Below are 22,510 nucleotides of genomic sequence, written 5' to 3'. Positions count from 1 at the left end.
GTCAGGTGTATCAGGATTGAGGAGACCGATCATTATGGGAACAAGATCCAAGCTGTTGCCGGCGGTTGGTGGACCGCCACCCTGCGCAGCTTCCTTGACAGAGAAGCCAGAATGGGCATATAATACATATGCGGAAGATCGTTGCTCTGGAGAGGGCGATTTTCTGCCCATTCCGCCGTGGAGAAGTGGCAGCTTTTCCACGGCCTTTTTGCGCTGAGCCGTTCGAGGGGCAGGTATTTATAAACCTGCCCCTCCAAACAAAGCGGACTTGACTTTGTTCCGGCTGAAGGGGGTCTCCCTTTGTACAGATATGTGGGCGGTATCCGGTAAATGCGTCTTGGGTCTGTATGTATTTTAAGGTTTTACAGCAGCTCAAAGCCGGCGGTGAAGTGACGCAGGGCGGTAATCGGGCCCTCATAGATCAGCTTCATGCCGCGGTACTCATCCCGCTTGCTGTAGATGTACTCCAGGGCATCCACGATGCAGTCCAGGTGGTTGTTGGTGTAGACGCGGCGGGAGACGGAGATGCGCATAAGCTCCAGAGCGGGCCAGGTGGGCTCTCCGGTGACGGGATCCTTGCCGCCGAAGGCGCAGCCGCCCATCTCCACGGCGCGGATGCCGGCCTCCTGATAGAGGGCCACCACCAGGCGCTGGGCGGGGAACTCGGGCTGGGGGATGTGGGGGAAGAAGCGGCGGGCGTCCACATAGATGCCGTGGCCGCCGCTGGGCTCCACGCAGGGGATGCCCTTCTCCTTCAGACGATCGCCAAGGTACTTAACCTGGTTGATGCGGTACTCCAGGTAGTCGTCAGTGGTGGCCTCCAGCAGGCCCACGGCCAGAGCCTCCATGTCACGGCCGGACTGGCCGCCGTAGGTGATGAAGCCCTCGTGCACGATGGCCTGCACGTTGGAGTAGAGGTAGAAGTCGTGGTTGCGGGTGACGATCAGGCCGCCGATGTTTACCAGACCGTCCTTCTTGGAGCTCATGGTGGCGGTCTCACAGTAGGAGAACATCTCCCGGGTGATCTCGCGGATGTCCTTGTCGGCGTAGCCGGGCTCACGGGTCTTGATGAACCAGGCGTTCTCAGCCAGGCGGGCAGAGTCGATGACCACGGGGATGTTGTGGGCCTGGGCGAACTCGCTGACGGCTTTGATGTTGGCCATGGACACGGGCTGGCCGCCGTTGTTGTTGCAGGTGACGGTGATAATGATCACGGAGATGGAGTCGGGGCCGTGCTCGTCCAGGATCTTCTGCACCTTGTTCAGATCAATGTTGCCCTTGAAGTCCTCGGCGGGGCTGGCGGCATCCAGGCCGGCGTCGATGACACAGTCCACGGGGATGGCGCCCAGGATCTCGGCGTTGCCGTGGAAGGTATCGAAATGCATGTTGCCTACGGCGTACTTGCCGGGCTTGGCGTAGTACTGGGCCATGATGAAGTCGGCGCCGCGGCCCTGATGGGTGGGCTGCACATAGGGCATGCCGAACACCTCCTGGGCGGAGGCCTCCAGCTTGTAGAAGCTCTTGCAGCCGGCGTAGCTCTCGTCACCCAGCATCATGGCGGACCACTGCTCGGTGCTCATGGCGGTGGTGCCGGAGTCGGTGAGGCAGTCCACATACACGTCCTCTGCCTTCAGGCGGAAAGCGTTGTACTGGGCCTCCTTCAGGGCCTCGGTGCGGTAGGCGCGGGTAGTCTTTTTGATGGGCTCCACAACCTTAATGCGGAAGGGCTCTGCATGCTGAAAATTGCGTTCCATGTGACAACACTCCTCCATAAAATAGATTTTTGACTGTCTGGTTTGTAAATATTTTATCTTTGCGTAAGTTATATTAACACCGAGAGAATAGTATGTCAATAATGTAAAAATTGATAAAGTCAAGTTCAATTTTTTATCACTATTACACAAAACACGACCTCTCTATATCTATATGACCGTATGATAAAAAAATATCCCCGCAGAACCAACGTTCTGCGGGGATATTTTTCGGAGCGATCAGAACTTGATGCGCTCGGCGATATAATTCTTCACTTCGGACATGGGGATTCTGACCTGCTCCATGGAATCCCGCTCCCGGACGGTGACGCAGTGATCGGCGGGAGTGGTGTCGTCGCCCACGGTCTGGAAGTCCAGGGTGATGCAGAAGGGGGTGCCGATCTCGTCCTGGCGGCGGTAGCGCTTGCCGATGGAGCCGGCGTCGTCGTAGTCCACCATGAAGTCCTTCGCCAGCTCGTCCCGCAGCTGCTGGGCGGGGCCGGAGAGGACCTCCTTTTTGCTCAGGGGCAGCACGGCGCACTTGAAGGGGGCCAGGGCCGGGTGGAGGCGCAGCACGGTGCGCACGTCGTCGTTGCCCTTCTTGTCCTGGCCCACCACCTCCTCGTCGTAGGCGTCCACCAGGAAGGCCAGGGTGACGCGGTCGGCGCCCAGGGAGGGCTCGATGACGTAGGGGATATAGTGCTCGTTCTTCTCCTGGTCGAAGTAGGTGAGATCCTTGCCGGAGTGCTCCTGGTGCTGCTTCAGGTCGTAGTCGGTGCGGTCGGCCACGCCCCACAGCTCGCCCCAGCCGAAGGGGAACATAAACTCAAAGTCGGTGGTGGCCTTGGAGTAGAAGGCCAGCTCCTCCGGCTCGTGATCGCGCAGGCGCAGGTTCTCCTCCTTCAGCCCCAGATCGGTGAGCCACTTGCGGCAGAACTCCCGCCAGTACTGGAACCACTCCAGATCGGTGCCCGGCTGGCAGAAGAACTCCAGCTCCATCTGCTCAAACTCCCGGATGCGGAAGATGAAGTTGCCGGGGGTGATCTCGTTGCGGAAGGACTTGCCCACCTGGCACACGCCGAAGGGCAGCTTCCGCCGGGTGGTCCGCTGGATGGCGGGGAAGTTGACGAAGATGCCCTGGGCGGTCTCCGGCCGCAGGTACACCTCGTTGGCGGTGTCCTCCGTGACGCCCTGGTGGGTCTTGAACATCAGGTTGAACTTGCGGATGTCGGTGAAGTCGCTCTTGCCGCAGCCGGGGCAGGTGACGCCGTTGTCCCGGATGAAGGCCACCAGCTCGTCGTTGGTCATGGCCTCCACGTTCACGTCGGTGCGGTTGTTCTCGGCGCACCAGCCCTCGATGAGCTTGTCGGCCCGGTGGCGCATCTTGCAGGCCTTGCAGTCGATCAGCGGGTCGTTGAAGGTGGACACGTGGCCGGAGGCCACCCACACCTCGGGGTTCATGAGGATGGCGGCGTCCAGGCCCACGTTGTAGGGGTTCTCCTGCACAAACTTCTTCCACCAGGCCCGCTTCACGTTGTTCTTCAGCTCCACGCCCAGGGGGCCGTAGTCCCAGGAGTTGGCCAGGCCGCCGTAGATCTCGCTGCCCGGATACACAAAGCCCCGGCCCTTGCACAGGGCCACAATCTGTTCCATGGTCTTTTCGGTGTTCTTCATGGTAAAAGCTCCTTCTATCTGAAATTTGTTTGCGTCCAAAGGGCGGGCCGACACACAGGCCGGCTCCTGGGGGAGATTTGCACAGTAGGGGCGCACCTGTGTGTGCGCCCGTCTCCCCAGACCGGCGGCAGGGACGAAAAAACGCCCCGAGCCGTGAAGGCTCAGGGCGAAGCAAGCTCCGTGGTGCCACCTGAATTCGGGGTTATGGATGGAAACCCCGCGCTCAATCCCATAACGGCGGGAACCGGCGGGGCATTGCCTCCCCGCGGCTCGCGGGCGCCTTCCGCCAGACCCTCGGAAGCCTTTCACCGTCCGGCTTCTCTCTCAGGGCCAGGTCTGCGCGTACTCCTCCCGGTCACTGCCTGTCGCTGGCCGATATTGTATCACGCAAAAAGCCCGCCGTCAAGGCATTTCGGCCCCTATTCCACCAGAATCAGGCCGAAGTGGCTGTGCTCCTCCCCCACCTCCCGCAGGGTGTGGATCTCCAGATCGTGAGCGCGGGCGGTGGCGAACACGTCGATGCCGCACCCCTCCATGGAGGGGATGGCCTTCCCGGGAAAGCGGCACCCCGCCGGGTCGCAGGAGGGGCACAGCTTGCACGGCCCGCTGCCGAAGGCGAGGGCCTTGTAATACCCCGCCAGAAACAGCCGCCGGGCGCACTCCCAGGCCATGCGGCTGGCCCCGTAGTGGTGGATGCGGAACAGGACGGCGGTGGAATAGCTGTCCAGCACCGCCCGGGTGCGGGTGTAGTCCGGCGCCTCCGGCGGACAGCAGTGGTTGTGCCCGTAGCTCTCGCAGCCGAACTGGCAGCGAAGCCTGGGCCACGGCGCGGTGACCACCGTGTGGGGGTCGATGACGATGGCGGGGTCGGCCCCGTTCTCCCGCAGATACTCCAGACAGGCCTCCATTTGCCGTCCCTCCTCTCCCCCACAGTGTACTCCCGGCGGAAAAAACCGTCAAGGGGGGAGACAGCATCCACAGAAATATGATATGATGTGGAAAAACAGCCAGGAGGCGATTGTGATGAAACGACCCGCTGTCCGCATTACCCTCATCGACCGGCTGGGCAGGTGCGGCTGCCACCGGGGCCATAAGGTGGGGGACAGCTATGATTTCGACACCCAGCGGGGGCAGCTGTGCCCCATGGCCATGCACGTGGCCTTCCCCTATGTGGATATCCTCCGCTACGGCGGCGCCATCCCCGGCCAGCCGGAGGGCACCGCCACCTTCTGCTGCCCCGATGTGGATACCATCAACGTGTTCAAAATCGAGGTGGAAAACCCGTAGGGGCGGATAGTATCCGCCCGTATCCGTTACCGGGCCCGCCCGCGGGGGGCACCCCGCCAGACGGGCGACCACAGGTCGCCCCTACGGACGGCGCGCCGAGTCGTCGCGCCCCACGGATAGCGGTGGCTGGGCGGGCATTTGGGAACCCCTCATCCGCCCCAGTGTGCGCACTGGGGCACCTTCCCCCCAGCGGGGGGAAGGCTTCGGGCGGAGGATATCCGCCCGTGGGAAACGCCGGTTTTTACGGCTGGGCCTCAATGGGGATGGCGGTCTGCTCCGTGTCCGTGGTGATGGAGCGGAAGGCGGTCGCGTTGAGCAGCATCAACAGGATGGTCACTAGGACAGTGAGCGCCGCCAGGCCGATGAGCACCCCGGCCACCACCCGCCAGATTCTCCGGCTCCGCCGGTTGCGATCGGCCAGCAGGCGGTTGAGCTCGGCCAGGTGGGCGGCCACCTGGTCGGGGGCGGGCTCCTCCTCCACCGGGCCGCCCAGCAGGCGGCTCACCGGCACCTCCAGCTCCTCGGCCAGGCGGAGGAGCAGCTCCGCGTCGGGCACCGACAGGGCGTTCTCCCACTTGGAGATGGTCTGCCGGGTGACGTGGAGGCGGCCGGCCAGCTCCTCCTGGCTCAGGCCCCTGGCCCGGCGTAAGGTCTTGAGATTGTCAGCGAACATGAGATATCGTCTCCTTTCCGCCCCAGCATACCCCCAAAACCCCCGTTGCGGCAAGCAACGGGGGCGGACATGGGCGGGATTTCACGTCTGATCCAGCCGGCGGCGGTACCAGACGCAGTTGAACACATCCCCCAGGATGAGGATGTTGCCGCACAGGTAGAGCCACACCAGCAGGATGATCACCGAGGCCAGGGAGCCGTACACCAGGGAGTACCGGGCGGACAGGCCGATGAACCAGGAGAACAGGGCGGTGGCGGCCACCAGGGCCCCGGCGGCCAGGAAGGCGCCGGAGAGGACGGGGGGCCGGGGCTCCCCCCTGGGGGCGGCCATGCGGTAGGTCAGCAGCACGAAGAGGAGCACCAGCAGGAACAGCAGCAGGAAGCGGAACCACTGCCACTCCCAGGGCATGGCCTCCTCCGGCAGCTCCAGCCGCCCGGCCAGCCAGGAGAAGAGCCACTCCCCGGTGAAGAGCACCGCCACCGCCAGATAGACGGTGAGCAGGAAGAGCACCGAAAAGGCCACGCTGGCCGCGATGCGCTTCACCCCCCGGTAGCCGCCCCGGCCGTACAGCTCCTCCATCACCCGCATGAGGGTGCGGAAGGCCGCCGAGGCGGAGAACAGGGTCATGCCCGCCCCGGCCAGCAGCAGGGCGGGGGACTGGTTGGTGGTGATGTAGCCCATGTAGTCGGCCAGGATGCCCAGGGTCTCCCGGGGGAGGATGGCGGCGGCGGCGTCCAGCACCGCCCCCACGTCCAGGCGGAGCAGGCCGATGAAGGCGTTGACGCAGATGAGCAGGGGGAAGAAGGACAGCAGCAGGAAGTAGGCCAGCGCCGCCGCGGAGCGGGACACGTGCCGGCCGAAGTAGAGCCGGGCCACCTCCAGGCCGAAGCGCACCGGCGCCCAGTCCAGCAGCTTTTTCACGGTCTCCCCTCCCCCGCACTATTGTTCAGCATACCCTGTTTTCCTATGGAATATGCCTCGCAGAGTTCCTGCGGCCGCAGCCGCAGGAATCAAATCAAAATCCGTTATTTCCGGCGACATGTGCGTCGGAAATGACACTTCTCATGGCGGAAGGGGTGACAAATTTGTAAAAATCGAGCCCCTTCCGCCATGCAGCCTATTTCCAAAAAGCGGATTTTCCGCTTTTTGGAAATAATAAAAAGCCGTCTGCCCGGCAGACGGCTTTTTCATGGGTTCACGCGTTAGGCCAGCTTGTTCAGCTTGATGGTCATGGCGCTCTTCTTGTGCGCGGCGTTGTTCTTGTGCAGCAGACCCTTGACCACAGCCTTGTCGACCGCCTTGACGGCCACCTTGTAAGCGCCCTCGGCCTCGCTGCGGTTGCCTTCGACCACCGCGGCCTCGAACTTCTTGATGTCGGTCTTCAGCGCGGACTTAGCGGCCTTGTTCTGCGCGGCCTTGGTCTTGTTCACCAGGACACGCTTCTTGGCAGACTTAATATTCGGCAAACCAAACACCTCCTCCGATGACGAAATCATATTCTTACACAGTTTGCCCGTGCAGATTCTTATTTTAACAGCCATCGGCCCAAATTGCAACTGTTTTTTTGAACTTTTTTCTCTTTTTTTGTATAGCCCGGCCTCCTTCGCAAAAAATAGGGGTATCAAATGTGCAAAATACCACATCTTGCGGTGCGGAGGGGACGACTATGCTGACATGGAGAACGGATCTGGCCCTGGAGGCGGCCCAGCTCTGGCGGGAGAGCGCCGGGGAGGCGGCGGAGCTGCCGGGGGTGGAGAGCGCGGAGGAGCTGCGGGAGGGCTACCCGGTGACCACGGTGCGCATCCTGGACGGGCGGGGGGAACAGGCCCTGGGCAAGCCGGCGGGCACCTATATCACCCTGGAGCTGGACGGCCTGGCCCGCCGGGAGAGCGACGCCTTCGGCCGGGCGGCCCGGGCCCTGGCCGCCGAGCTGGCCCCCCTCCTCCCCCGGGATCCCCGGGCCCCCGCCCTGGTGGTGGGCCTGGGCAACCGGGCCATCACCCCGGACAACATCGGCCCCAAGGCCGCCGACCACACCATGGTCACCCGCCACCTGGTGGAGCAGGTGCCGGAGCACTTCGGCGCCTTCCGGCCGGTGGCCGCCCTGGCCGCCGGCGTGCTGGGCACCACCGGGGTGGAGAGCGGTCAGCTGGTGCGGGCCGTGGCGGAGCGCATCCGTCCGGCCTGCGTGCTCTGCGTGGATGCCCTGGCCGCCCGCAGCGTCCGCCGGGTGTGCCGCACCGTCCAGGTGGCCGACACCGGCATCACCCCCGGCTCCGGCGTGGGCAACGCCCGGGAGGCCCTCAACGCCCAAACCCTGGGCGTGCCCGTCATCGCCATCGGCGTGCCCACCGTGGTGGACGCCGCCACCCTCACCCGGGACGTGCTGGCCCAGGCCGGCCGGGAGGAGCTGGAGCCCCACGCCCTGGGGGAGGCCGGCGGGGGGCTGATCGTCACCCCCAGGGACATCGATACCCAGGTTCACGACCTGGCAAAGGTCATCGGCTACGGCATCAACCTGGCCCTCCACCCCGGCCTCACCATCCAGGACGTGGAGCTGTTCCTGAGCTAGGGCTTGTTTGAAACATGTGAACATGCCCAATCGGCGGGACAGGTCGCCCATGCGTGGGGCGCGACGACTCGGCGCGCCGTTTGCCAGCCGCCGCAACCTCCATGATAGTTCAGAGGCAGGGCACCGACGGCGGCCCGCCCTGCGAGGGGGGCACCCCGCCAGACGGGCGACCACAGGTCGCCCCTACGGACGGCGCGCCGAGTCGTCGCGCCCCACGGATAGCGGTGGCTGGACGGGCATCCGGGAACCCCTCATCCGCCCCAGTGTGTGCACTGGGGCGCCTTCCCCCCTGTGGGGGGAAGGCTTCGGGCGGATGATATCCGCCCCTGCGGGCTTGCCCGTCAGGGATGCTGTGCCCTGCGGGTGCGGAAGAGGAGGGCGGCCCCGGCCAGGGCGGTGCACAGCTGGGACAGGGGCACGGCGGCCCATACCCCCGTCAGCCCCAGCGCCCGGGGCAGGAGGAGCAGCAGCGCCAGCAGGGCAGCGGGCTCCCCGTAGATGAGCAGGCAGGCCAGGCGATCCCGCTGGGTGGCGTAGCAGTAGGAGGTGGCGGTGCGGGACAGGGCGGCGCACAGCAGGCCGGGCAGGAACACGGGCAGGGCCAGGGCGGCCTGGGCGGTCACCTCCGGGGAGGCGCCGAAGAGGGCGGCGGCCCCGCTCCGCAGGAGAAAGAGCGCCCCGGCGCACACCCCGGCGGTGAGCAGGGCCCCGGCCAGGGTCATGCCCCGCAGGGTCAGCACCCCCCTCTCGTCCCCCCGGCCGTGGGCCAGGGAGAGCAGGGGCTGGCTGCCGTCGGTGACCCCCTGGATGAGGAGGAGCACCACGCAGGTGAGATAGCTGATGGCGGCGTAGCAGGCCACGGCGGAGTCGCCTCCGGCCAGGACGGCGCTCTTGTTGACAAAGATCAGGGTCAGGTTGGGGGAGAAGGTGAGGCCGAAGGGGGACAGGGCGGCCCACAGGATGCGCCGGAACAGGGCGGCGTCCCCCAGGGCGGGCTTCTCCCCCCGGCGGAGCATCACCGCCGCGCACACCAGGAAGGTGACCCCCTGGCCCAGCACAGTTGCCGCGGCGGCCCCCGCCATGCCCCAGGGGATCACCCACACGAAGAGCCAGTCCAGCACGATGTTGGAGGCAAAGCCCGCCATCATGGCGGCCATGGCCGCCACGGAGCACCCCATGTTGCGCAGGAAGGGCACCAGCCCGGTGCCCAGCACCTGGAACACCGCCCCCAGGGTCACCCAGGTCAGGTACTCCCGGGCCAGCTCCAGCACCTCCCCCCGGGCGCCGAAGAGGCGGAGCACCCCCTCGCCGAAGAGCAGGTAGAGGGCGGTGAGCAGCACCCCCGCCGCCCCCAGCAGGGTCAGCCCCGTGCCCAGGGCCCGCCGGCGGCCGGGGAAGTCCTCCCCGCCGGTGCACACGGCGTAGCGGATGGCCCCCGCCATGCCCAGGCCGGTGCCCGCGGCCTGGAGAAAGGCGGTGAGGGGGAAGGCCAGGTTCACCGCCGCCAGGGCGTTGTCCCCCAGGGCGTTGCCCACAAAGAAGCCGTCCACGATGGCGTACACCCCGGACAGGGCGAAGGCCAGCATGGAGGGGGCCACGCTGCGGAAAAAGTCCCGCCGGTAGTCTGTCCGCATCACGCCTGCACCTCCCGGAATGTGCGGATGTAGCGGGCCTGGATGGCCATGAGGGTGTCCACCGTGTCCTCCCCCAGGGCCTCCCACACCCGCCGCTCATGGTCTATGATCTCCCGGTGCAGGGGGAGCGCGGCCGCCGCCCCCGCCGCCGTCAGGCGGACGGTCTTGCTCCGGCGGTCTTCCGGCCGGGTCTCCAGGGTCACCCATCCCCGGGCCTGAAACTGCCGCAGGATGGAGTGCACCGTCTGCTTGGACATGCTCCACTGGTCACAGATGTCCCGCTGGGTGCGCCCCCCCTCCGCCAGGGAGGAGAGCACCATCAGCTCAAAGTAGGAGAACCCCCGGGCCTGGGCCCACTCCCCATAGATCTCGTTGTCCTCCCGCCACAGGGCGTAGTAGCGGCGGAGCTTTTCCAGAAAGACGGCGTCGTCCATGCAAATTCCCCCATTGGTCTGTCTGTGGACTATAATAGTCTGAACAGAGACTATTATAGCGGGAGGAGGCGGGAAAGTCAAGAAGTGCGAAATTCAAAAAAGATGTCATCTTTCTTCATGCTTTATACATAATTTTTGTTTATCCTAGGTATCGTTCCAAGGGAACAGCGTGAGTCCGTGAAAAGGAGAGAGCAAATATGTATAACAGTGATTATAACCGGATCCCGGAGGATCGGGAACCGATCGAGACCGAGCAGTTCCACGTCTATGAGGCCGAGCCCCCCAAGCAGAAGAAGCGGAAGGGAGCGGCCCGGTTTGTGGCCCTGGGCCTGTGCTGCGCCCTCATCGGCGGCCTGGCCGGCGGCGGCGGCGTGCTGGCCTACAACCACTTCGCCGGCGGCTCCACCACCATCTATCAGGGCAGCGCCCCCAGCGTGGCGGTGAATCTGGCCCAGGTGGACGGCCATACCGTCCTCACCCCGGAGGAGATCTACGCCGCCAATCTGGGCGCCGTGGTGGGCGTCAACGGCAGCGTGACCACCAACGTGTTCGGCTACACCGTAAAGAACGCCGTGTCCGGCTCCGGCTTCGTCATCAGCTCCAACGCCACCACCAGCTACATCCTCACCAACTACCATGTCATCAACGATGTCAGCGACATCACCGTGTTCTTCGCCGACGGCACCAGCTATGACGCCACCCTGGTGGGGGGCGAGCAGGAGAACGACATCGCCGTGCTCCGCATCGAGGTGGGCAACCTCCAGACCGTCACCCTGGGCGACTCCGACGCCCTCAACGTGGGCGAGGAGGTCTACGCCATCGGCAACCCCCTGGGCGAGCTGACCTTCACCTTCACCGGCGGCTACGTCTCCGCCAAGGACCGCTCCGTCACCATGAGCGACGGCACCGTCATGAACATGCTGCAGACCGATACCGCCATCAACAACGGCAACTCCGGCGGCCCCCTGTTCAACGAGTACGGCCAGGTCATCGGAATCGTCTCCGCCAAGCTGTCCGGCAGCTCCAGCTCCGAGGCCACGGTGGAGGGCCTGGGCTTCGCCATCCCCATCAACGACGTGCGGGACATGATCACCTCCATCATTGAGCACGGCTATGTCACCGGAAAGCCCAACGTGGGCGTGCTGCTGGACGATGTGTCCCAGGAGGCCCAGCGCTACGGCGTGCCCGCCGGCGCGGAGGTCATGGCCGTCCTGGACGGCTCCGGCGCCGACAAGGGCGGCCTGCAGGCGGGCGATATCATCACCGCCGTCAACGGCACGGAGGTGTCCAGCGTCAGCGCCCTGCAGGAGGCCGTCAAGGAGTACAAGGCCGGCGACAAGGTCACCTTCAGCGTCTACCGGGACGGGGATACCACCACCGTGGACGTGACCCTGGATGAGGAAAACCAGGAGCGGGAGGAGGCCATGAACCAGCTCCAGCAGGACTACTACGAGGAGCAGCAGGCCCAGCAGCAACAGCAACAGCAGCAGGGCGGCTACTTCCAGTGGCCCTTCGGCTGGTAACACAATCCCCTAATAAAGCAGCGGCGGCGCACGGAAATCCGTGCGCCGCCGTTTTCTCTGCTTATGGGGGCTTATTAGGATCAGTCCCCACCGCGGTACTTCCGCCGGGTGGCGATGCCCCCCCGGATGTGCCGCTCGGCCTTGTTCTCGTCCAGCACCTGCTTGACCTGGAGGTAGAGGGGCTTGTTGAAGGCGGGCAGCCGCTCGCTCAAATCCTTGTGCACCGTGGACTTGCTGATGCCGAACCTCTGGGCCGCGCCGCGCACCGTCGCCTTGTTCTCTATGATGTAGAGCGCCAGCTGGCAGGCGCGCTCCTCGATGTTCCCTTTCACACAGCAACACTCCCCCGAATTTGTTCTCTCGGGGGATGTATATGCGCCGGCCGGGGCGGTTATGAAAAAGCTGCGGCGGGGGCTGATGCCCTCCGCCGCAGCTTTTTTGCGCGGATATGGTTCAGAAACGGCGATCAGATCTTACACATTAAATCGGAACAGGACAATATCTCCGTCCTTCATGACATATTCCTTGCCCTCGGAGCGGACTAACCCCTTTTCCTTGGCGGCGGCCATGGAGCCGCAGGCCATGAGGTCGTCGAAGCTGACCACCTCGGCCCGGATGAAGCCCCGCTCAAAGTCGGTGTGGATCTTGCCGGCGGCCTGGGGGGCCTTGGTGCCGTTGGTGATGGTCCAGGCGCGGCACTCGTCCTCGCCGGAGGTGAGGAAGGAGATCAGGCCCAGCAGGGCGTAGCTGGCCTTGATGAGCCGGTCCAGGCCGGACTCGGCGATGCCCAGGTCGTCCAGGAACATCTTCTTCTCCTCCGGCTCCAGCTCGGCGATCTCCGCCTCCAGCTTGGCGCACACGGGGATCACCTGGGCCCCCTCCCGGGCGGCCAGATCGGCCACCTGCTGATAGTAGGCGTTGTCGGCGTAGGCGGCGAAGCCGTCCTCGTCCAGGTTGGCGGCGTAGATGATGGGCTTGAGGCTCAGCAGCTCCGAGGTTGCGATGAGGGCGGCGTCGTCCTCGTCGCACTGGAAGGAGCGGGCGGAGTTGCCGTCGTTGAGCCAGTCCTTCAGGGCGGAGAACACCTCCACCTCGTGGAGGAACTTCTTGTCCCCCTTGGCGGCCTTCTGGGCCTTGTCGATGCGGCGCTCCACCATCTCCACGTCGGCCATGATCAGCTCGATGTCGATGACGCCGATGTCCCCCACCGGATCCACCGGCACGTTGGTGCTGGTGTCGGCCACCACGTGCATGATGTTCTCGTCGTCAAAGCAGCGCACCACGTGGACAATGGCGGCGCACTCCCGGATGTTGGCCAGGAACTTATTGCCCAGGCCCTGGCCCTGGCTGGCCCCCTTCACCAGGCCGGCGATGTCCACGAACTCCACCACCGCCGGGGTGGTCTTCTTGGGGTGGTACATCTCGCTGAGGGCGTCCAGGCGGTGGTCGGGCACCGCCACCACCCCCACGTTGGGGTCAATGGTGCAGAAGGGGTAGTTGGCGCTCTCCGCGCCGGCGTTGGTAATGGCGTTGAACAGGGTGCTCTTGCCCACGTTGGGCAGGCCCACGATGCCTAATTTCATCTCTATCCTGCATCTCCTTAATGATCACAATTCCAACAGGGCCGGGGCCCATACAGTAAAAGCATTGTAACACGCGGGCACCGTTTTCTCAATAGAAAAGTTGCCCGCCGGCGCGGTCATTCCCCGGCTTTGGACTGGTGGAAGTAGTCCAGCAGCTCATAGAGGATGCGGATCTCCCGCTCCGTCAGGCCGGACAGGCTGAGGTGCCCGGCGGATTCCAGCCCCAGGATGAAGTCGGTGGAGACGTGGAACAGCCTGGCCAGCTCAATGATATACACGGCGGTGGGGGCGGACAGCCCGCTCTCCCAGGCGTTTACGGAAGACCGCGTGACGGAGAGCCGCCTGGCCAGCTCAGACTGGGAATAGCCGGCCCGCTCCCGCAGGATCCGAATGGTATCGCCGATCATGCCATCACCCCTTTTGTCCATCTTACAGGACTTCTTGTGACAATAAATTGTCACGCAATGTATTGATTTATTGACAAACAGCGGCGGAAGTGCCATAATGGAACCGGTATTTCGAAGATGGAAAGGATGGTTCTGACATGAAGCAGCGTATTCTCACCCTGGCCGCCCTGGCCTGCATGCTCCTCTCCCTGGCGGCCTGCGGCGGCGGGCAGCAGGCCGCCGGCCCCGACGCCGCGGAGCCGGCCCAGACCACGGCGCCTGCGGCCATGAGCAAGGAGGACTACCAGGCCGAGGTGGAGAATCTGAGCGCCGATATCGCTGACACCATGACCGCCATGGGCAGCCTGTCCATCACGGACGAGGAGTCCGCCCGTACCGGCGTGGACACCCTGCGCTCCATGGCCCAGCCCTTCCGGGACTTCGCCGCCATCCCCAATCCCCCGGAGGAGTGGGCGGAGGGCCACGGCAAGATCGCCGAGGGCTGCACCCTCTTTGCCGACTCCCTGGAGGGCCTGTGCGACAGCGCCATCGGGGTGCTGGACGGCGAGATGGATCAGGAGGCGTATGCCGCGGCCATCACCGACTACAGCACCAGCCTCACCGACGCCGCGACCCTGATCACCGAGGGCCTCGGCATGCTGGAGATGTAAGCCGGCACTGTGCCGGTGCGCCCGGAAAAGGCCGCCCCTGCCCACAGGCAGGGGCGGCCTTTTGCGTCCCGCCGGCGGCGCGTCCCGCCGGGACGCAAACTTTCCTGCCGCCCCCCTTGCTTTTCCGGTGGGAAGCGTGTAGAATCGTATTCGCTCCACCCGCGGAGGCGGAATTGAGATTTTCAAGGAGGGGTTTCCATGGGACTGCTGCGCCAGCCCACCGGCGACATCACCCAGGGCGTGATCTGGAAGCAGCTGATCGGCTTCTTCTTCCCCCTGTGGTTCGGCACCTTTTTCCAGCAGCTTTACAACACGGTGGATACCCTGGTGGTGGGCCGCTTCGTGGGCAAGGTGGCCCTGGCCGCCGTGGGCTCCACCGGCGTGATCGTCAACCTGACGGTGGGCATCTTCACCGGAGTGTCCGCCGGCGCGGTGGTGATCATCGCCCAGCAGTTCGGCGCCCGGAAGTGGGAGGACGTGCACAAGAGCGTCCACACCACCATGCTGCTGGGCGTGATTGTGGGCGCGTTCTTCATGGTGGCGGGCTTTATCCTCACCCCCTGGGCCCTGCGGGCCATGGGCACCACCGAGGAGGCCATGCCCGGCGCGGTGCTCTACCTGCGGGTCTACTTCCTGGGCATGGTGCCCAACGTGGTGTACAACATGGGCACCGGCGTGCTCCGGGCCATCGGCGACTTCCGCCGGCCCCTGTACTTCCTCATCGCCGCCTCCGGGTGCAACATCGTGCTGGATCTGCTGCTGGTGCTGGTGTTCCACCTGGACGTGGCCGGCGTGGCCATCGCCACCATCTGCTCCCAGCTGCTGTCCGCCGTGCTGGTGGTGGTGGCCCTGCTCCGCTCCGAGATGACCCCCTATCAGCTCTTCCCCCGGCAGCTGCACATCCACCCGGAGCCCATGAGGGGCATCCTCCACATCGGCGTGCCCACCGCCCTCCAGTCGGTGATGTACAGCGCCTCCAACATCGTCATCCAGGCCGCCATCAACTCCTTCGGCACCGACACCGTGGCCGCCTGGACGGCCTACGGCAAGATGGACGTGATCTTCTGGATGACCGTCACCGCCATGTCCCAGTCCATCACCACCTTCGCCGGGCAGAACTACGGCGCCGGGCAGTACCAGCGGGTGAAAAAGGGCCTGTGGGTGTCGGTGGGGATGCTCAGCGTCTTCACCATCGGCATCAGCGCCGTGTTCTTCTTCCTGGCCCGGCCCATCCTCACCATCTTCACCCCCGACGCCGCCGTGCTGGACATCGGCGTGGACATGGTGCGCTTCCTGGCCCCCTGCTACATCACCTACATCCTCATTGAGCTCATCGCCGGCGCCGTCCGGGGGGCGGGCAAGTCGGTGGGGCCCATGCTCATCGACGTGTTCGGCGTGTGCGGCCTGCGCCTGGCCTGGCTCTTCCTGGTGGTGCCCGTCCACCACACCCTGACGGTGGTCATGTTCAGCTACCCCATCACCTGGACGGTCACCTCCGTGGCCCTGCTGATCTACTACTTCTTCGGCCGCTGGCTCAAAGAGCCCCAGCCCGCGCCGTAAGGGCCGCCCCCGGCACGCAGCCGCCGCAAGCGCCCGTTTTTTCGGCGGCATGGCACCGACGGCATCGTCGGCCCAAGCTGCGGATCGTTCGCTTCCGCGTAAACGCGAAAGCTCATTCCCTTCGCTGGGCCTCCTCTCCCCACGACGACCACTTCGTTGGGTCGCCGCGGGGGCCCCATTGGGCGCACCTGGTACAGCGCAGCGGCTGTCAGGGCCTGCCGGGTGACCGGCACGGGCCGCCCGAGGCGCGGCAGCGCCTGTCACGAAACCCAAAAAAGAACCGGGCGTGCATCCACGCCCGGTTCTTACCCTGTCTGTACAGCTTTCCGCCGCCAGGAACCCCCGTACTGGGGGGCGCCGGGGGGATTTTCCCCCGGCCCCTTCTTTCCCCCATTTCTTCGGGAAGAAATGGGGGCCCCGGCCGGGCAGGCCCGCCCCGCCAGGGGGCACCCACGGGAACCATCCTGTAGGGGCCGCCGCCCCGAAAGGAGTCGGACGGCGCGCCGGGGTCGTCGCGCGCCACGGGCCGGTGATTCCGGGGGCGGGGGGATACTATCCACCCCAACAGGGCGGGGCAGTTATCCGCCGGCCGGGCAGGCCCCGCCCTACCCCTCCAGCTCCAGGAGCACCTGCCCGGCGGAGCGGGCGAAGAGCCGGGCGGCGGAGAGGGCCTCCTGGAGGGTGTTGCCGTGGGTGCCCACCTCCACCAGCACCGAGCCGGTGGACAGCTGCTGGTTGTACCGGGAGGAGCGCATGGTCATGGGCCGGGCCAGGGTGGGATAGAGGTTGTTCATGCTCTCCTGGAGCCTGCAGGCCAGGGCCAGGTTCTCCATCCAGCTGGGGTGCTCGCCCCCCTCGCTGGAGCCCAGCACCAGCATGACCTGGGCGGTGTCCACCCCGTCGATGCGGGTGACCGCCTTGTAGACGGTGCCGTCCTCCCCCACCAGGGCGTCCCGGTGGACGTCCAGCACGATCTTGATGGTGGGGTACTGCTCCAGGTAGTTCTTCACCGCCTCGGCGGAGCGGTCGTAGGCCCCGCTGTACCTGGGGTAGTCGTAGAGGGTGGTGTCGTGCACCACGCTCAGGCCCAGCTCGGTGAACACCCGCTCCATCTCGTCCCCCACCCGCACCATGTTGTAGTTCTCGTCCAGGGTGCGGGTGTTGTTGTCCGAGGGCTCGTAGATGTCCGTCCCGTCGGGGGTGTAGGCCTCGCTGCCGTGGGTGTGGATGATCAGGATCTGGGGCCCGTCGCCGGACAGGGTGATGTTCACCGGCGCGGCGGCGGCCGCCGCCAGATCCACGTCCAGCCCGGTGCGGTTATAGAGGTAGATGCCCCCCGCCGTCACATAGCCCTGGGGGCTGGTGGGCACCAGGGTGCGGGCCACGATGTCCCCCGGGGCGGCGGTGGTCTCCGGCGGCGGCTCGTTCACGTCGTCGTGATCCTCGGCGGGCTGCCCGGCGGGGAGGTCGGGGGTGTCCGCCGCCTCCGCCCCGTACTCCGCCGCGGCCTGCCCGCCCGCCAGCAGCAGCGGCGACTGCCGCACCACCAGGCGGCCCCAGCCGTCCAGGCCCGCCAGGGGCCCGGTCTCCCCGGGGGCCTGTCCCAGCTCCAGGGCCAGGGCGGCGGAGACGAAGCCCGGGTTCTCCCCCAGGCCCCGCAGGGCCCCGGCGGCGGAGCCCCCGCCCGACACCAGCAGCAGGGCCCACACCGCCAGGGTGGCAAGGAACAGGGCGGCGCTCCGCCGCAGCAGGCGGCCCCATCGGATCTTCGGCTTCATACGGCATCATCATCCTTTGTAGTGGGATGGTGATCTCTATGCCCCGGGGCGGCAGATTATGCTACACTTCCCGGAATGTGTCCGCTTGACTTTTCGTACAAATCCGATATAATGGCTTTTACAGTTGTACAGGTTGTATGGAAAGTCTGAAAAGAGGTTCTTTATGAGTAGAATTGCCATTGCCACCGACAGCAACAGCGGCATCACCCAGGCCCAGGCAAAGGAGCTGGGTATTTTTGTGCTGCCCATGCCCTTCTATATCAACGACGAGCTGTTCCTGGAGGACATCACCCTGACCCAGGAGCAGTTTTACCAGAAGATGGAGGAGGGGGCCGACGTCAAGACCACCCAGCCCGCCCCCGGCGACGTGATCGAGTTCTGGGACAAGATCCTCCAGGACTATGACGAGATCGTGCAGATCCCCATGTCCAGCGGCCTGAGCAGCACCTGCGAGACGGCGGAGATGCTCTCCGAGGACTACGGCGGGAAGGTGCAGGTGGTCAACAACCAGCGCATCTCCGTCACCCAGCGGCAGTCCGCCCTGGACGCCCTGGCCCTGGCCGCCGCCGGGTGGAGCGCCAGGGAGATCAAGGAGCTGCTGGAAAAGACCAAGTTTGACTCGGACATCTACATCACCGTGGACACCCTGAAGTACTTAAAGAAGGGCGGCCGCTGCACCCCCGCCGCCGCCGCCATCGGCACCGTGCTGGGCATCAAGCCGGTGCTGCGCATCAAGGGGGAGAAGCTGGACTCCTTCGCCAAGGCCCGTGGGTGGAAGGCCGCCAAAAAGACCATGCTGGACACCGCCCGCAAGGTGATGGACACCGACTTCGCCGACTGCCACGGCCCGGCGGATCTCCACATCGCCGTGGCCTACACCAGCACCCGGGAGGAGGCCGAGGCCTGGCGGGCCGAGCTGGAGGAGGCCTTCCCCGGCTACGACATCCACATGGATCCCCTGTCCCTGTCGGTGGCCTGCCACATCGGGCCCGGCGCCCTGGCCGTCACCCTCACCAAGGCCATCCACATCTAAATCGAAAAAGCGGCTTTGCCGCTTTTTCGAGAAAGGCTGCATGGCGGAAGAGGTTCGATTTCTTGCGAAATTGTCACCTCTTCCGCCATGAGAAGAGTCATTTCCGAGGCACACCCCCCAGGGGGCCCTCTCTTGCCCCTGCGGGGCAATTCACCTTGTGTCCCCGGAAATGACGCATTTTCATCCTATTCCGCCGTCTGCCTGCGCCCGCAGGCGCGTTTCGAGGCCAACCGCCGTTTGCGGCGGCTCTTAGGCCGAGATGGACGGCGGAACTCTGCGAGGCGTTTCCCCACGAGGAATTTTTGTTATAATCTGAAAAATCCCGCTCCGGTATTCCGGAGCGGGATTTTTGATCTGCGATCAGCTCAGGTAGGACAGGGGGTTGACCGAGGTGCCGTTGATCTTCACCTCAAAGTGGCAGTGGTTGCCGGTGGAGCGGCCGGTGGAGCCCACCCGGGCGATGGGCTGGCCCTGATAGACCTTGTCGCCGGCGGAGACCAACACGCTGGAGCAGTGGCCGTAGTAGGTCTGCTTGCCGTTGCCGTGGTCGATGATCACCAGGTTGCCGTAGCTCCACATGCTGCCGGTGGCCCGGCCGGCGAACACCACCGTGCCGCCGTCGGCGGCGGCGATACTGGTGCCGTAGGAGGTGGCGATGTCGATGCCGCCGTGGTAGCTGTAGGAGCCGAAGATGGAGCGGTAGCCGAAGTAGGAGGTGATGTTGCCGTACACCGGCCAGATGAAGTACCCGTTGGGCAGCCAGGAGGGCCGCACCTTGGTGCCCACCGCGATGACCTTGTTGGTGGCCTCCCGGGTGACCTGGGTGGAGAGCACGGTGCGCTCCTGCTCCACGCCGTTGAGATAGGCGATGTCGGCGTTGACAATCTGCTCGCCGGGGACGCCCGCGTCAATGACCCGGGACTCGCCCTGGTACATGGAGTCGTCCTCCACCTCCACCACCGGGCAGGCGATCTCCTCGGTGTAGGTCACGTTGTCCACCGTCTTGACGGAGAGGAAGGGGATCTCCTCCTTCACGTTGAGCAGCTGGCCGATGTAGATGACGTTGATGTCCACATCGGGGTTGAGCTCGCTCATCTCCGAGACGGTCATGCCGTTGTCCAGGGCGATCTGCATGAAGGTGTCGCCCGCCTGCACCTCATACACGGTCTGGCCGTTGGTGTTGGCGGTGAGGGCGGCCAGCATGGCCGCGGGATCCTGGTTCACGTCGGAGGCGGTGTACTCATGGGTGATGTACACCCCGGAGGTGAACTCCGCGGACACCGTGTTCTCCGTGGTGTAGGCGGCCTTGATCTGCTCCAGCACCGCGTCCAGGGTCGCCCGATCCTGGGCCGCGCCGATGAACTGGCCGTCCACCGTGAGCACGTAGCTCTTCATCACCTCGCCGATCTGGTCGAAGAGATAGGTCTCAAAGTCGGCGATGGGGGTGATGCTGTCCCGCTCCGTCAGGGCGGGGGCGTAGCTGATCTCCCCCTCAATGTCGTAGTCATAGCCCAGGATTCCGGTGGCGCGGGACTCCACCCGGTTCACCACGGCCTCAAACTCAGCGGGGGCGGTGACGGTGCCCAGGGGCACGCCGTCCAGCGACACCACGTAGCTGGGGGTGTAGACCGTGCCCACCACGGCGGCCACGCCAAGCACGGCGGCGGCGGCCAGCAGGTGGAGCGGATTGACCACCCGGCGGCCCCCGGCGGTGGCGGCGTCCAGCTTGTGGCGCAGAGGCGCCAGCCGGGCGCGCAGGGCGTCGGCGCCGCCGGTCAGCCTGGCGCGCAGGGGCGCCAGAGAGAGACCGGATTCCTGGGCCTCCTCATGGCCTGTGTGCAGGAGTTCATCCATGAAGAAAAACCCTCCTATTCAGATTCTGCGGTTTGGGGCATCAGGGCACAAAGCGCCCGCCCGTAACAGTTGAAAAACGAAAAGTTACAAATGGTTACAATGCGTATCATACACGCTTTTTCCCAAAAAGTCAAGACTTTGGCCGAATTGGAGGGAAAACGGGGCGGTTGACGGCGGCCGCCGGATCTGCCACGACATGTGGTGGTCGGGGGGCGGAAAGGCCGCGCCCCACCCCAAGAAGGGGGAGGTCCGCCCCGCGGCGCCCCGAAAATTTTGTCAGATCTGACAGCGGGGCGTCCGGCGGCCCTTTCCGTTGACGGGAGGCGGTGGGGCGTATTATAATGAGGGAAACACACACAGAAAGGCGGACGGGCCATGAAAACGCTGGTCATTGAGCGGGAAGCCCTGAGGCACAACATCGGCGTCATCAAGGAGCGGGCGGGGCAGGCGGTGATCTACGCGGTGCTCACCGGCGACGGCCACGGGGCCGGGCTGGTGGAGCTGGCCCGGGTGCTCCGGGAGGAGGGCATCGGCCGCTTCGCCGTCAGCGAGCCGGCGGAGGCCGCCGCCCTGCGCAAGGCGGGCTTTGTGGAGGAGGAGATCCTCATGCTCCGCCCCACGGTGGATCGGGAGGAGCTGGCACAGCTCATCGAGCTGGACGTGGTGTGTACCGTGGGCTCGTCGGACACGGGCATGGCCCTCAACGCCGCGGCGGAGGAGCGCTCCACCGTGGTGGAGGCCCACATCCAGATCGACACCGGCATGGGCTTCGGCGGCTTCCTGGCCGACGAGCCGGAGAAGATCCTGTCGGTGTACCGCAACCTGCCCAACGTGGCCATCTCCGGCATCTGCACCCAGATCCAGGTGCGCAAGAAGGACGGGCGGGATCTCACCGCCCAGCTGGAGCAGTTCCACCGGGCGGTGGACGCCATCCGGGGGGCCGGGTTTGAGACCGGCACCGTCCACGCCGCCGGCTCCTACGCCCTGCTCCACTGGGACGAGGCCCGGCTGGACGGGGTGCGGGCGGGCTCCGCCCTGGTGGGCCGGTGCCGCCGCACCCGGGGGGACGGCCTGCGCCGGGTGGGCTACGGCGAGGTGGGCATCGAGGAGACCCGCTGGCTCCCCAAGGGCCACACCGTGGGGGGCGACAGCCCCGTCAGCCTCCGCCGCCCCACCCGGGTGGCGGTGCTCCCCGTGGGCTATCAGAACGGCTTCGGCGTGGCCCGGGCCAGGGGCGGCGGCCTGTGGGAGCAGGTGCGCCGCTGGCTCGCCTCCCGCCGCCGCACCGTCCGGGTCAACGGCCAGAAGGCCCGCATCCTGGGCTCCATCGGCGCCATCGAGACCGTGGTGGACGTCACCGACATCAAATGCGCCGCCGGCGATCCGGCGGTGTTTGACCTGGATCCCCTCTACGCCAGGGGCTTTGTCCGGGAATACCGGTAAGAAGAAAGGAATTTATTTATATGCGCGCAGTTGTCACACGAGTGAAGAACGCCTCCGTCACCATCGAGGGGCGGGTCAACGGGGAGATCGGCCAGGGGTTCCTGGTGCTGCTGGGGGTGGGCCCCAACGACACCGAGGCCCAGGCCGTCAAGATGGCCGACAAGATCTGCGGCCTGCGGGTCTTTGAGGACGAGAACGGCAAGATGAACCTGAACCTGGAGGCGGTGGGAGGCTCCCTGCTGGTGGTGAGCCAGTTCACCCTCTACGCCGACACCAAGTCCCGCCGCCCCGGCTTCACCGGGGCCGCCAAGCCCGACACGGCCATCCCCCTCTATGAGAAGTTTATGGCCGAGTGCGCCGCCCGGGGCTTCCGGGTGGAGCACGGCGAGTTCGGGGCCGATATGCAGGTCTATTCTCAGAATGACGGGCCGGTGACCATCCTGTTCGACACCGACCAGATGTAGGGCGCCTTATGATGGGGAGTGAAGGCCCGCCGACGGTCTGCCAACTGCCAAGCCTGTAGGGGCGGATAGTATCCGCCCGCCCAATGGGGCCCCCGCCGAAGCCCAGCGAAGCGGGTTCGGTGGGGAGAGGAGGCCCAGCGGAGGGAATGAGCTTTCGCGTTTACGCGGAAGCGAACGATCCGCAGCTTGG

21 protein-coding genes are annotated in these 22,510 nt (G+C 65.4%); 8 read left to right on the top strand and 13 right to left on the bottom strand.

The genetic code is table 11. The annotated features are described in order from the left end of the window. Positions 1-362: 362 nt before the first annotated feature. The 3 genes from QZ378_RS03285 to QZ378_RS03275 form a co-directional block, all read right to left on the bottom strand. The gene (locus QZ378_RS03285) at positions 363-1,754 is read right to left on the bottom strand and encodes a tryptophanase (protein ID WP_191379255.1); all 1,392 of its coding nucleotides are present in this window, start codon (positions 1,752-1,754) and stop codon (positions 363-365) included. 237 nt (positions 1,755-1,991) lie between these two features. After that, the gene (locus QZ378_RS03280) at positions 1,992-3,425 is read right to left on the bottom strand and encodes a glycine--tRNA ligase (protein ID WP_291257290.1); all 1,434 of its coding nucleotides are present in this window, start codon (positions 3,423-3,425) and stop codon (positions 1,992-1,994) included. A 419-nt stretch (positions 3,426-3,844) separates the two neighbouring features. After that, entirely contained in the window at positions 3,845-4,333 is a 489-nt protein-coding gene (locus QZ378_RS03275) for a DUF2284 domain-containing protein (protein ID WP_291257289.1), read from the bottom strand. A gap of 115 nt (positions 4,334-4,448) precedes the next feature. Here QZ378_RS03275 and QZ378_RS03270 point away from each other — a divergent pair, with 115 nt between their 5' ends. Beyond that, on the top strand, positions 4,449-4,712 hold the full coding sequence (locus QZ378_RS03270; RefSeq protein ID WP_291257288.1) for a TIGR04076 family protein: 264 nt from the start codon (positions 4,449-4,451) through the stop codon (positions 4,710-4,712). Positions 4,713-4,953: 241 nt separating this feature from the next. Here QZ378_RS03270 and QZ378_RS03265 read toward each other — a convergent pair whose 3' ends face one another. The 3 genes from QZ378_RS03265 to rpsT all read right to left on the bottom strand — a co-directional run bounded on the left by QZ378_RS03265 (position 4,954) and on the right by rpsT (position 6,851). Further along, complete coding sequence (locus QZ378_RS03265; protein WP_291257287.1) at positions 4,954-5,385, bottom strand: helix-turn-helix transcriptional regulator; 432 nt, start codon at positions 5,383-5,385, stop codon at positions 4,954-4,956. 81 nt (positions 5,386-5,466) lie between these two features. Beyond that, complete coding sequence (locus tag QZ378_RS03260; RefSeq protein WP_087239751.1) at positions 5,467-6,306, bottom strand: YihY/virulence factor BrkB family protein; 840 nt, start codon at positions 6,304-6,306, stop codon at positions 5,467-5,469. Between the two features lie 281 nt (positions 6,307-6,587). Further along, positions 6,588-6,851 carry a 30S ribosomal protein S20 gene (gene rpsT, locus QZ378_RS03255; protein ID WP_009260539.1) on the bottom strand — a complete coding sequence of 88 codons (264 nt, stop codon included), beginning with the start codon at positions 6,849-6,851 and terminating at the stop codon, positions 6,588-6,590. A 200-nt stretch (positions 6,852-7,051) separates the two neighbouring features. On the opposite strand from rpsT, the gene gpr reads away from it, so the two are divergent. Next, positions 7,052-7,957 (top strand): GPR endopeptidase, encoded by a 906-nt coding sequence (gene gpr, locus QZ378_RS03250; protein ID WP_191379250.1) that lies wholly within the window; start codon positions 7,052-7,054, stop codon positions 7,955-7,957. Between the two features lie 341 nt (positions 7,958-8,298). Here gpr and QZ378_RS03245 read toward each other — a convergent pair whose 3' ends face one another. Then, positions 8,299-9,591, bottom strand: a complete 1,293-nt coding sequence (locus QZ378_RS03245) for an MATE family efflux transporter (protein WP_291257300.1) — start codon at positions 9,589-9,591, stop codon at positions 8,299-8,301. Beyond that, entirely contained in the window at positions 9,591-10,025 is a 435-nt protein-coding gene (locus QZ378_RS03240; RefSeq protein ID WP_291257286.1) for a MarR family winged helix-turn-helix transcriptional regulator, read from the bottom strand. Before QZ378_RS03240 ends, QZ378_RS03245 begins: the two co-directional genes overlap by 1 nt. 197 nt (positions 10,026-10,222) lie before the next feature. Between QZ378_RS03240 and QZ378_RS03235 the strand changes: the two genes are divergently transcribed. Beyond that, the gene (locus tag QZ378_RS03235; protein WP_291257285.1) at positions 10,223-11,548 is read left to right on the top strand and encodes a trypsin-like peptidase domain-containing protein; all 1,326 of its coding nucleotides are present in this window, start codon (positions 10,223-10,225) and stop codon (positions 11,546-11,548) included. An 80-nt stretch (positions 11,549-11,628) separates the two neighbouring features. Here QZ378_RS03235 and spoIIID read toward each other — a convergent pair whose 3' ends face one another. The 3 genes from spoIIID to QZ378_RS03220 form a co-directional block, all read right to left on the bottom strand. Further along, entirely contained in the window at positions 11,629-11,880 is a 252-nt protein-coding gene (gene spoIIID / locus QZ378_RS03230; protein ID WP_291257284.1) for a sporulation transcriptional regulator SpoIIID, read from the bottom strand. A 141-nt stretch (positions 11,881-12,021) separates the two neighbouring features. Next, positions 12,022-13,131: a redox-regulated ATPase YchF gene (gene ychF, locus QZ378_RS03225; RefSeq protein WP_087239761.1), complete on the bottom strand. Its 1,110-nt coding sequence runs from the start codon at positions 13,129-13,131 to the stop codon at positions 12,022-12,024. Between the two features lie 116 nt (positions 13,132-13,247). Continuing rightward, positions 13,248-13,559 carry a helix-turn-helix transcriptional regulator gene (locus QZ378_RS03220; RefSeq protein ID WP_242967113.1) on the bottom strand — a complete coding sequence of 104 codons (312 nt, stop codon included), beginning with the start codon at positions 13,557-13,559 and terminating at the stop codon, positions 13,248-13,250. A gap of 116 nt (positions 13,560-13,675) precedes the next feature. On the opposite strand from QZ378_RS03220, the gene QZ378_RS03215 reads away from it, so the two are divergent. Continuing rightward, positions 13,676-14,188 carry a hypothetical protein gene (locus tag QZ378_RS03215; RefSeq protein ID WP_291257283.1) on the top strand — a complete coding sequence of 171 codons (513 nt, stop codon included), beginning with the start codon at positions 13,676-13,678 and terminating at the stop codon, positions 14,186-14,188. A gap of 198 nt (positions 14,189-14,386) precedes the next feature. After that, positions 14,387-15,748, top strand: coding sequence for an MATE family efflux transporter (locus QZ378_RS03210; protein WP_291257282.1), 1,362 nt, complete (start codon positions 14,387-14,389; stop codon positions 15,746-15,748). A 605-nt stretch (positions 15,749-16,353) separates the two neighbouring features. Here the strand turns inward: QZ378_RS03210 and QZ378_RS03205 are convergent. Continuing rightward, positions 16,354-17,526 carry a stage II sporulation protein P gene (locus tag QZ378_RS03205; protein WP_291257281.1) on the bottom strand — a complete coding sequence of 391 codons (1,173 nt, stop codon included), beginning with the start codon at positions 17,524-17,526 and terminating at the stop codon, positions 16,354-16,356. Positions 17,527-17,689: 163 nt separating this feature from the next. Here QZ378_RS03205 and QZ378_RS03200 point away from each other — a divergent pair, with 163 nt between their 5' ends. Next, positions 17,690-18,559 (top strand): DegV family protein, encoded by an 870-nt coding sequence (locus tag QZ378_RS03200; protein ID WP_087239768.1) that lies wholly within the window; start codon positions 17,690-17,692, stop codon positions 18,557-18,559. A gap of 360 nt (positions 18,560-18,919) precedes the next feature. Here the strand turns inward: QZ378_RS03200 and QZ378_RS03195 are convergent, their stop codons facing one another. Next, positions 18,920-20,413 (bottom strand): peptidoglycan DD-metalloendopeptidase family protein, encoded by a 1,494-nt coding sequence (locus tag QZ378_RS03195; RefSeq protein WP_291257280.1) that lies wholly within the window; start codon positions 20,411-20,413, stop codon positions 18,920-18,922. 375 nt (positions 20,414-20,788) lie between these two features. On the opposite strand from QZ378_RS03195, the gene QZ378_RS03190 reads away from it, so the two are divergent. Then, a complete protein-coding gene (locus tag QZ378_RS03190) occupies positions 20,789-21,856 on the top strand; it encodes an alanine racemase (RefSeq protein WP_291257279.1) in 1,068 nt (355 codons plus the stop codon). A 20-nt stretch (positions 21,857-21,876) separates the two neighbouring features. After that, a complete protein-coding gene (gene dtd, locus QZ378_RS03185; RefSeq protein WP_087239774.1) occupies positions 21,877-22,320 on the top strand; it encodes a D-aminoacyl-tRNA deacylase in 444 nt (147 codons plus the stop codon). Positions 22,321-22,510 lie beyond the last annotated feature (190 nt).

This window comes from Flavonifractor sp., from assembly GCF_019422385.1.
GTDB lineage: Bacteria > Bacillota > Clostridia > Oscillospirales > Oscillospiraceae > Flavonifractor > Flavonifractor avistercoris.
This window is presented reverse-complemented; position numbering and strand designations above follow the sequence as displayed.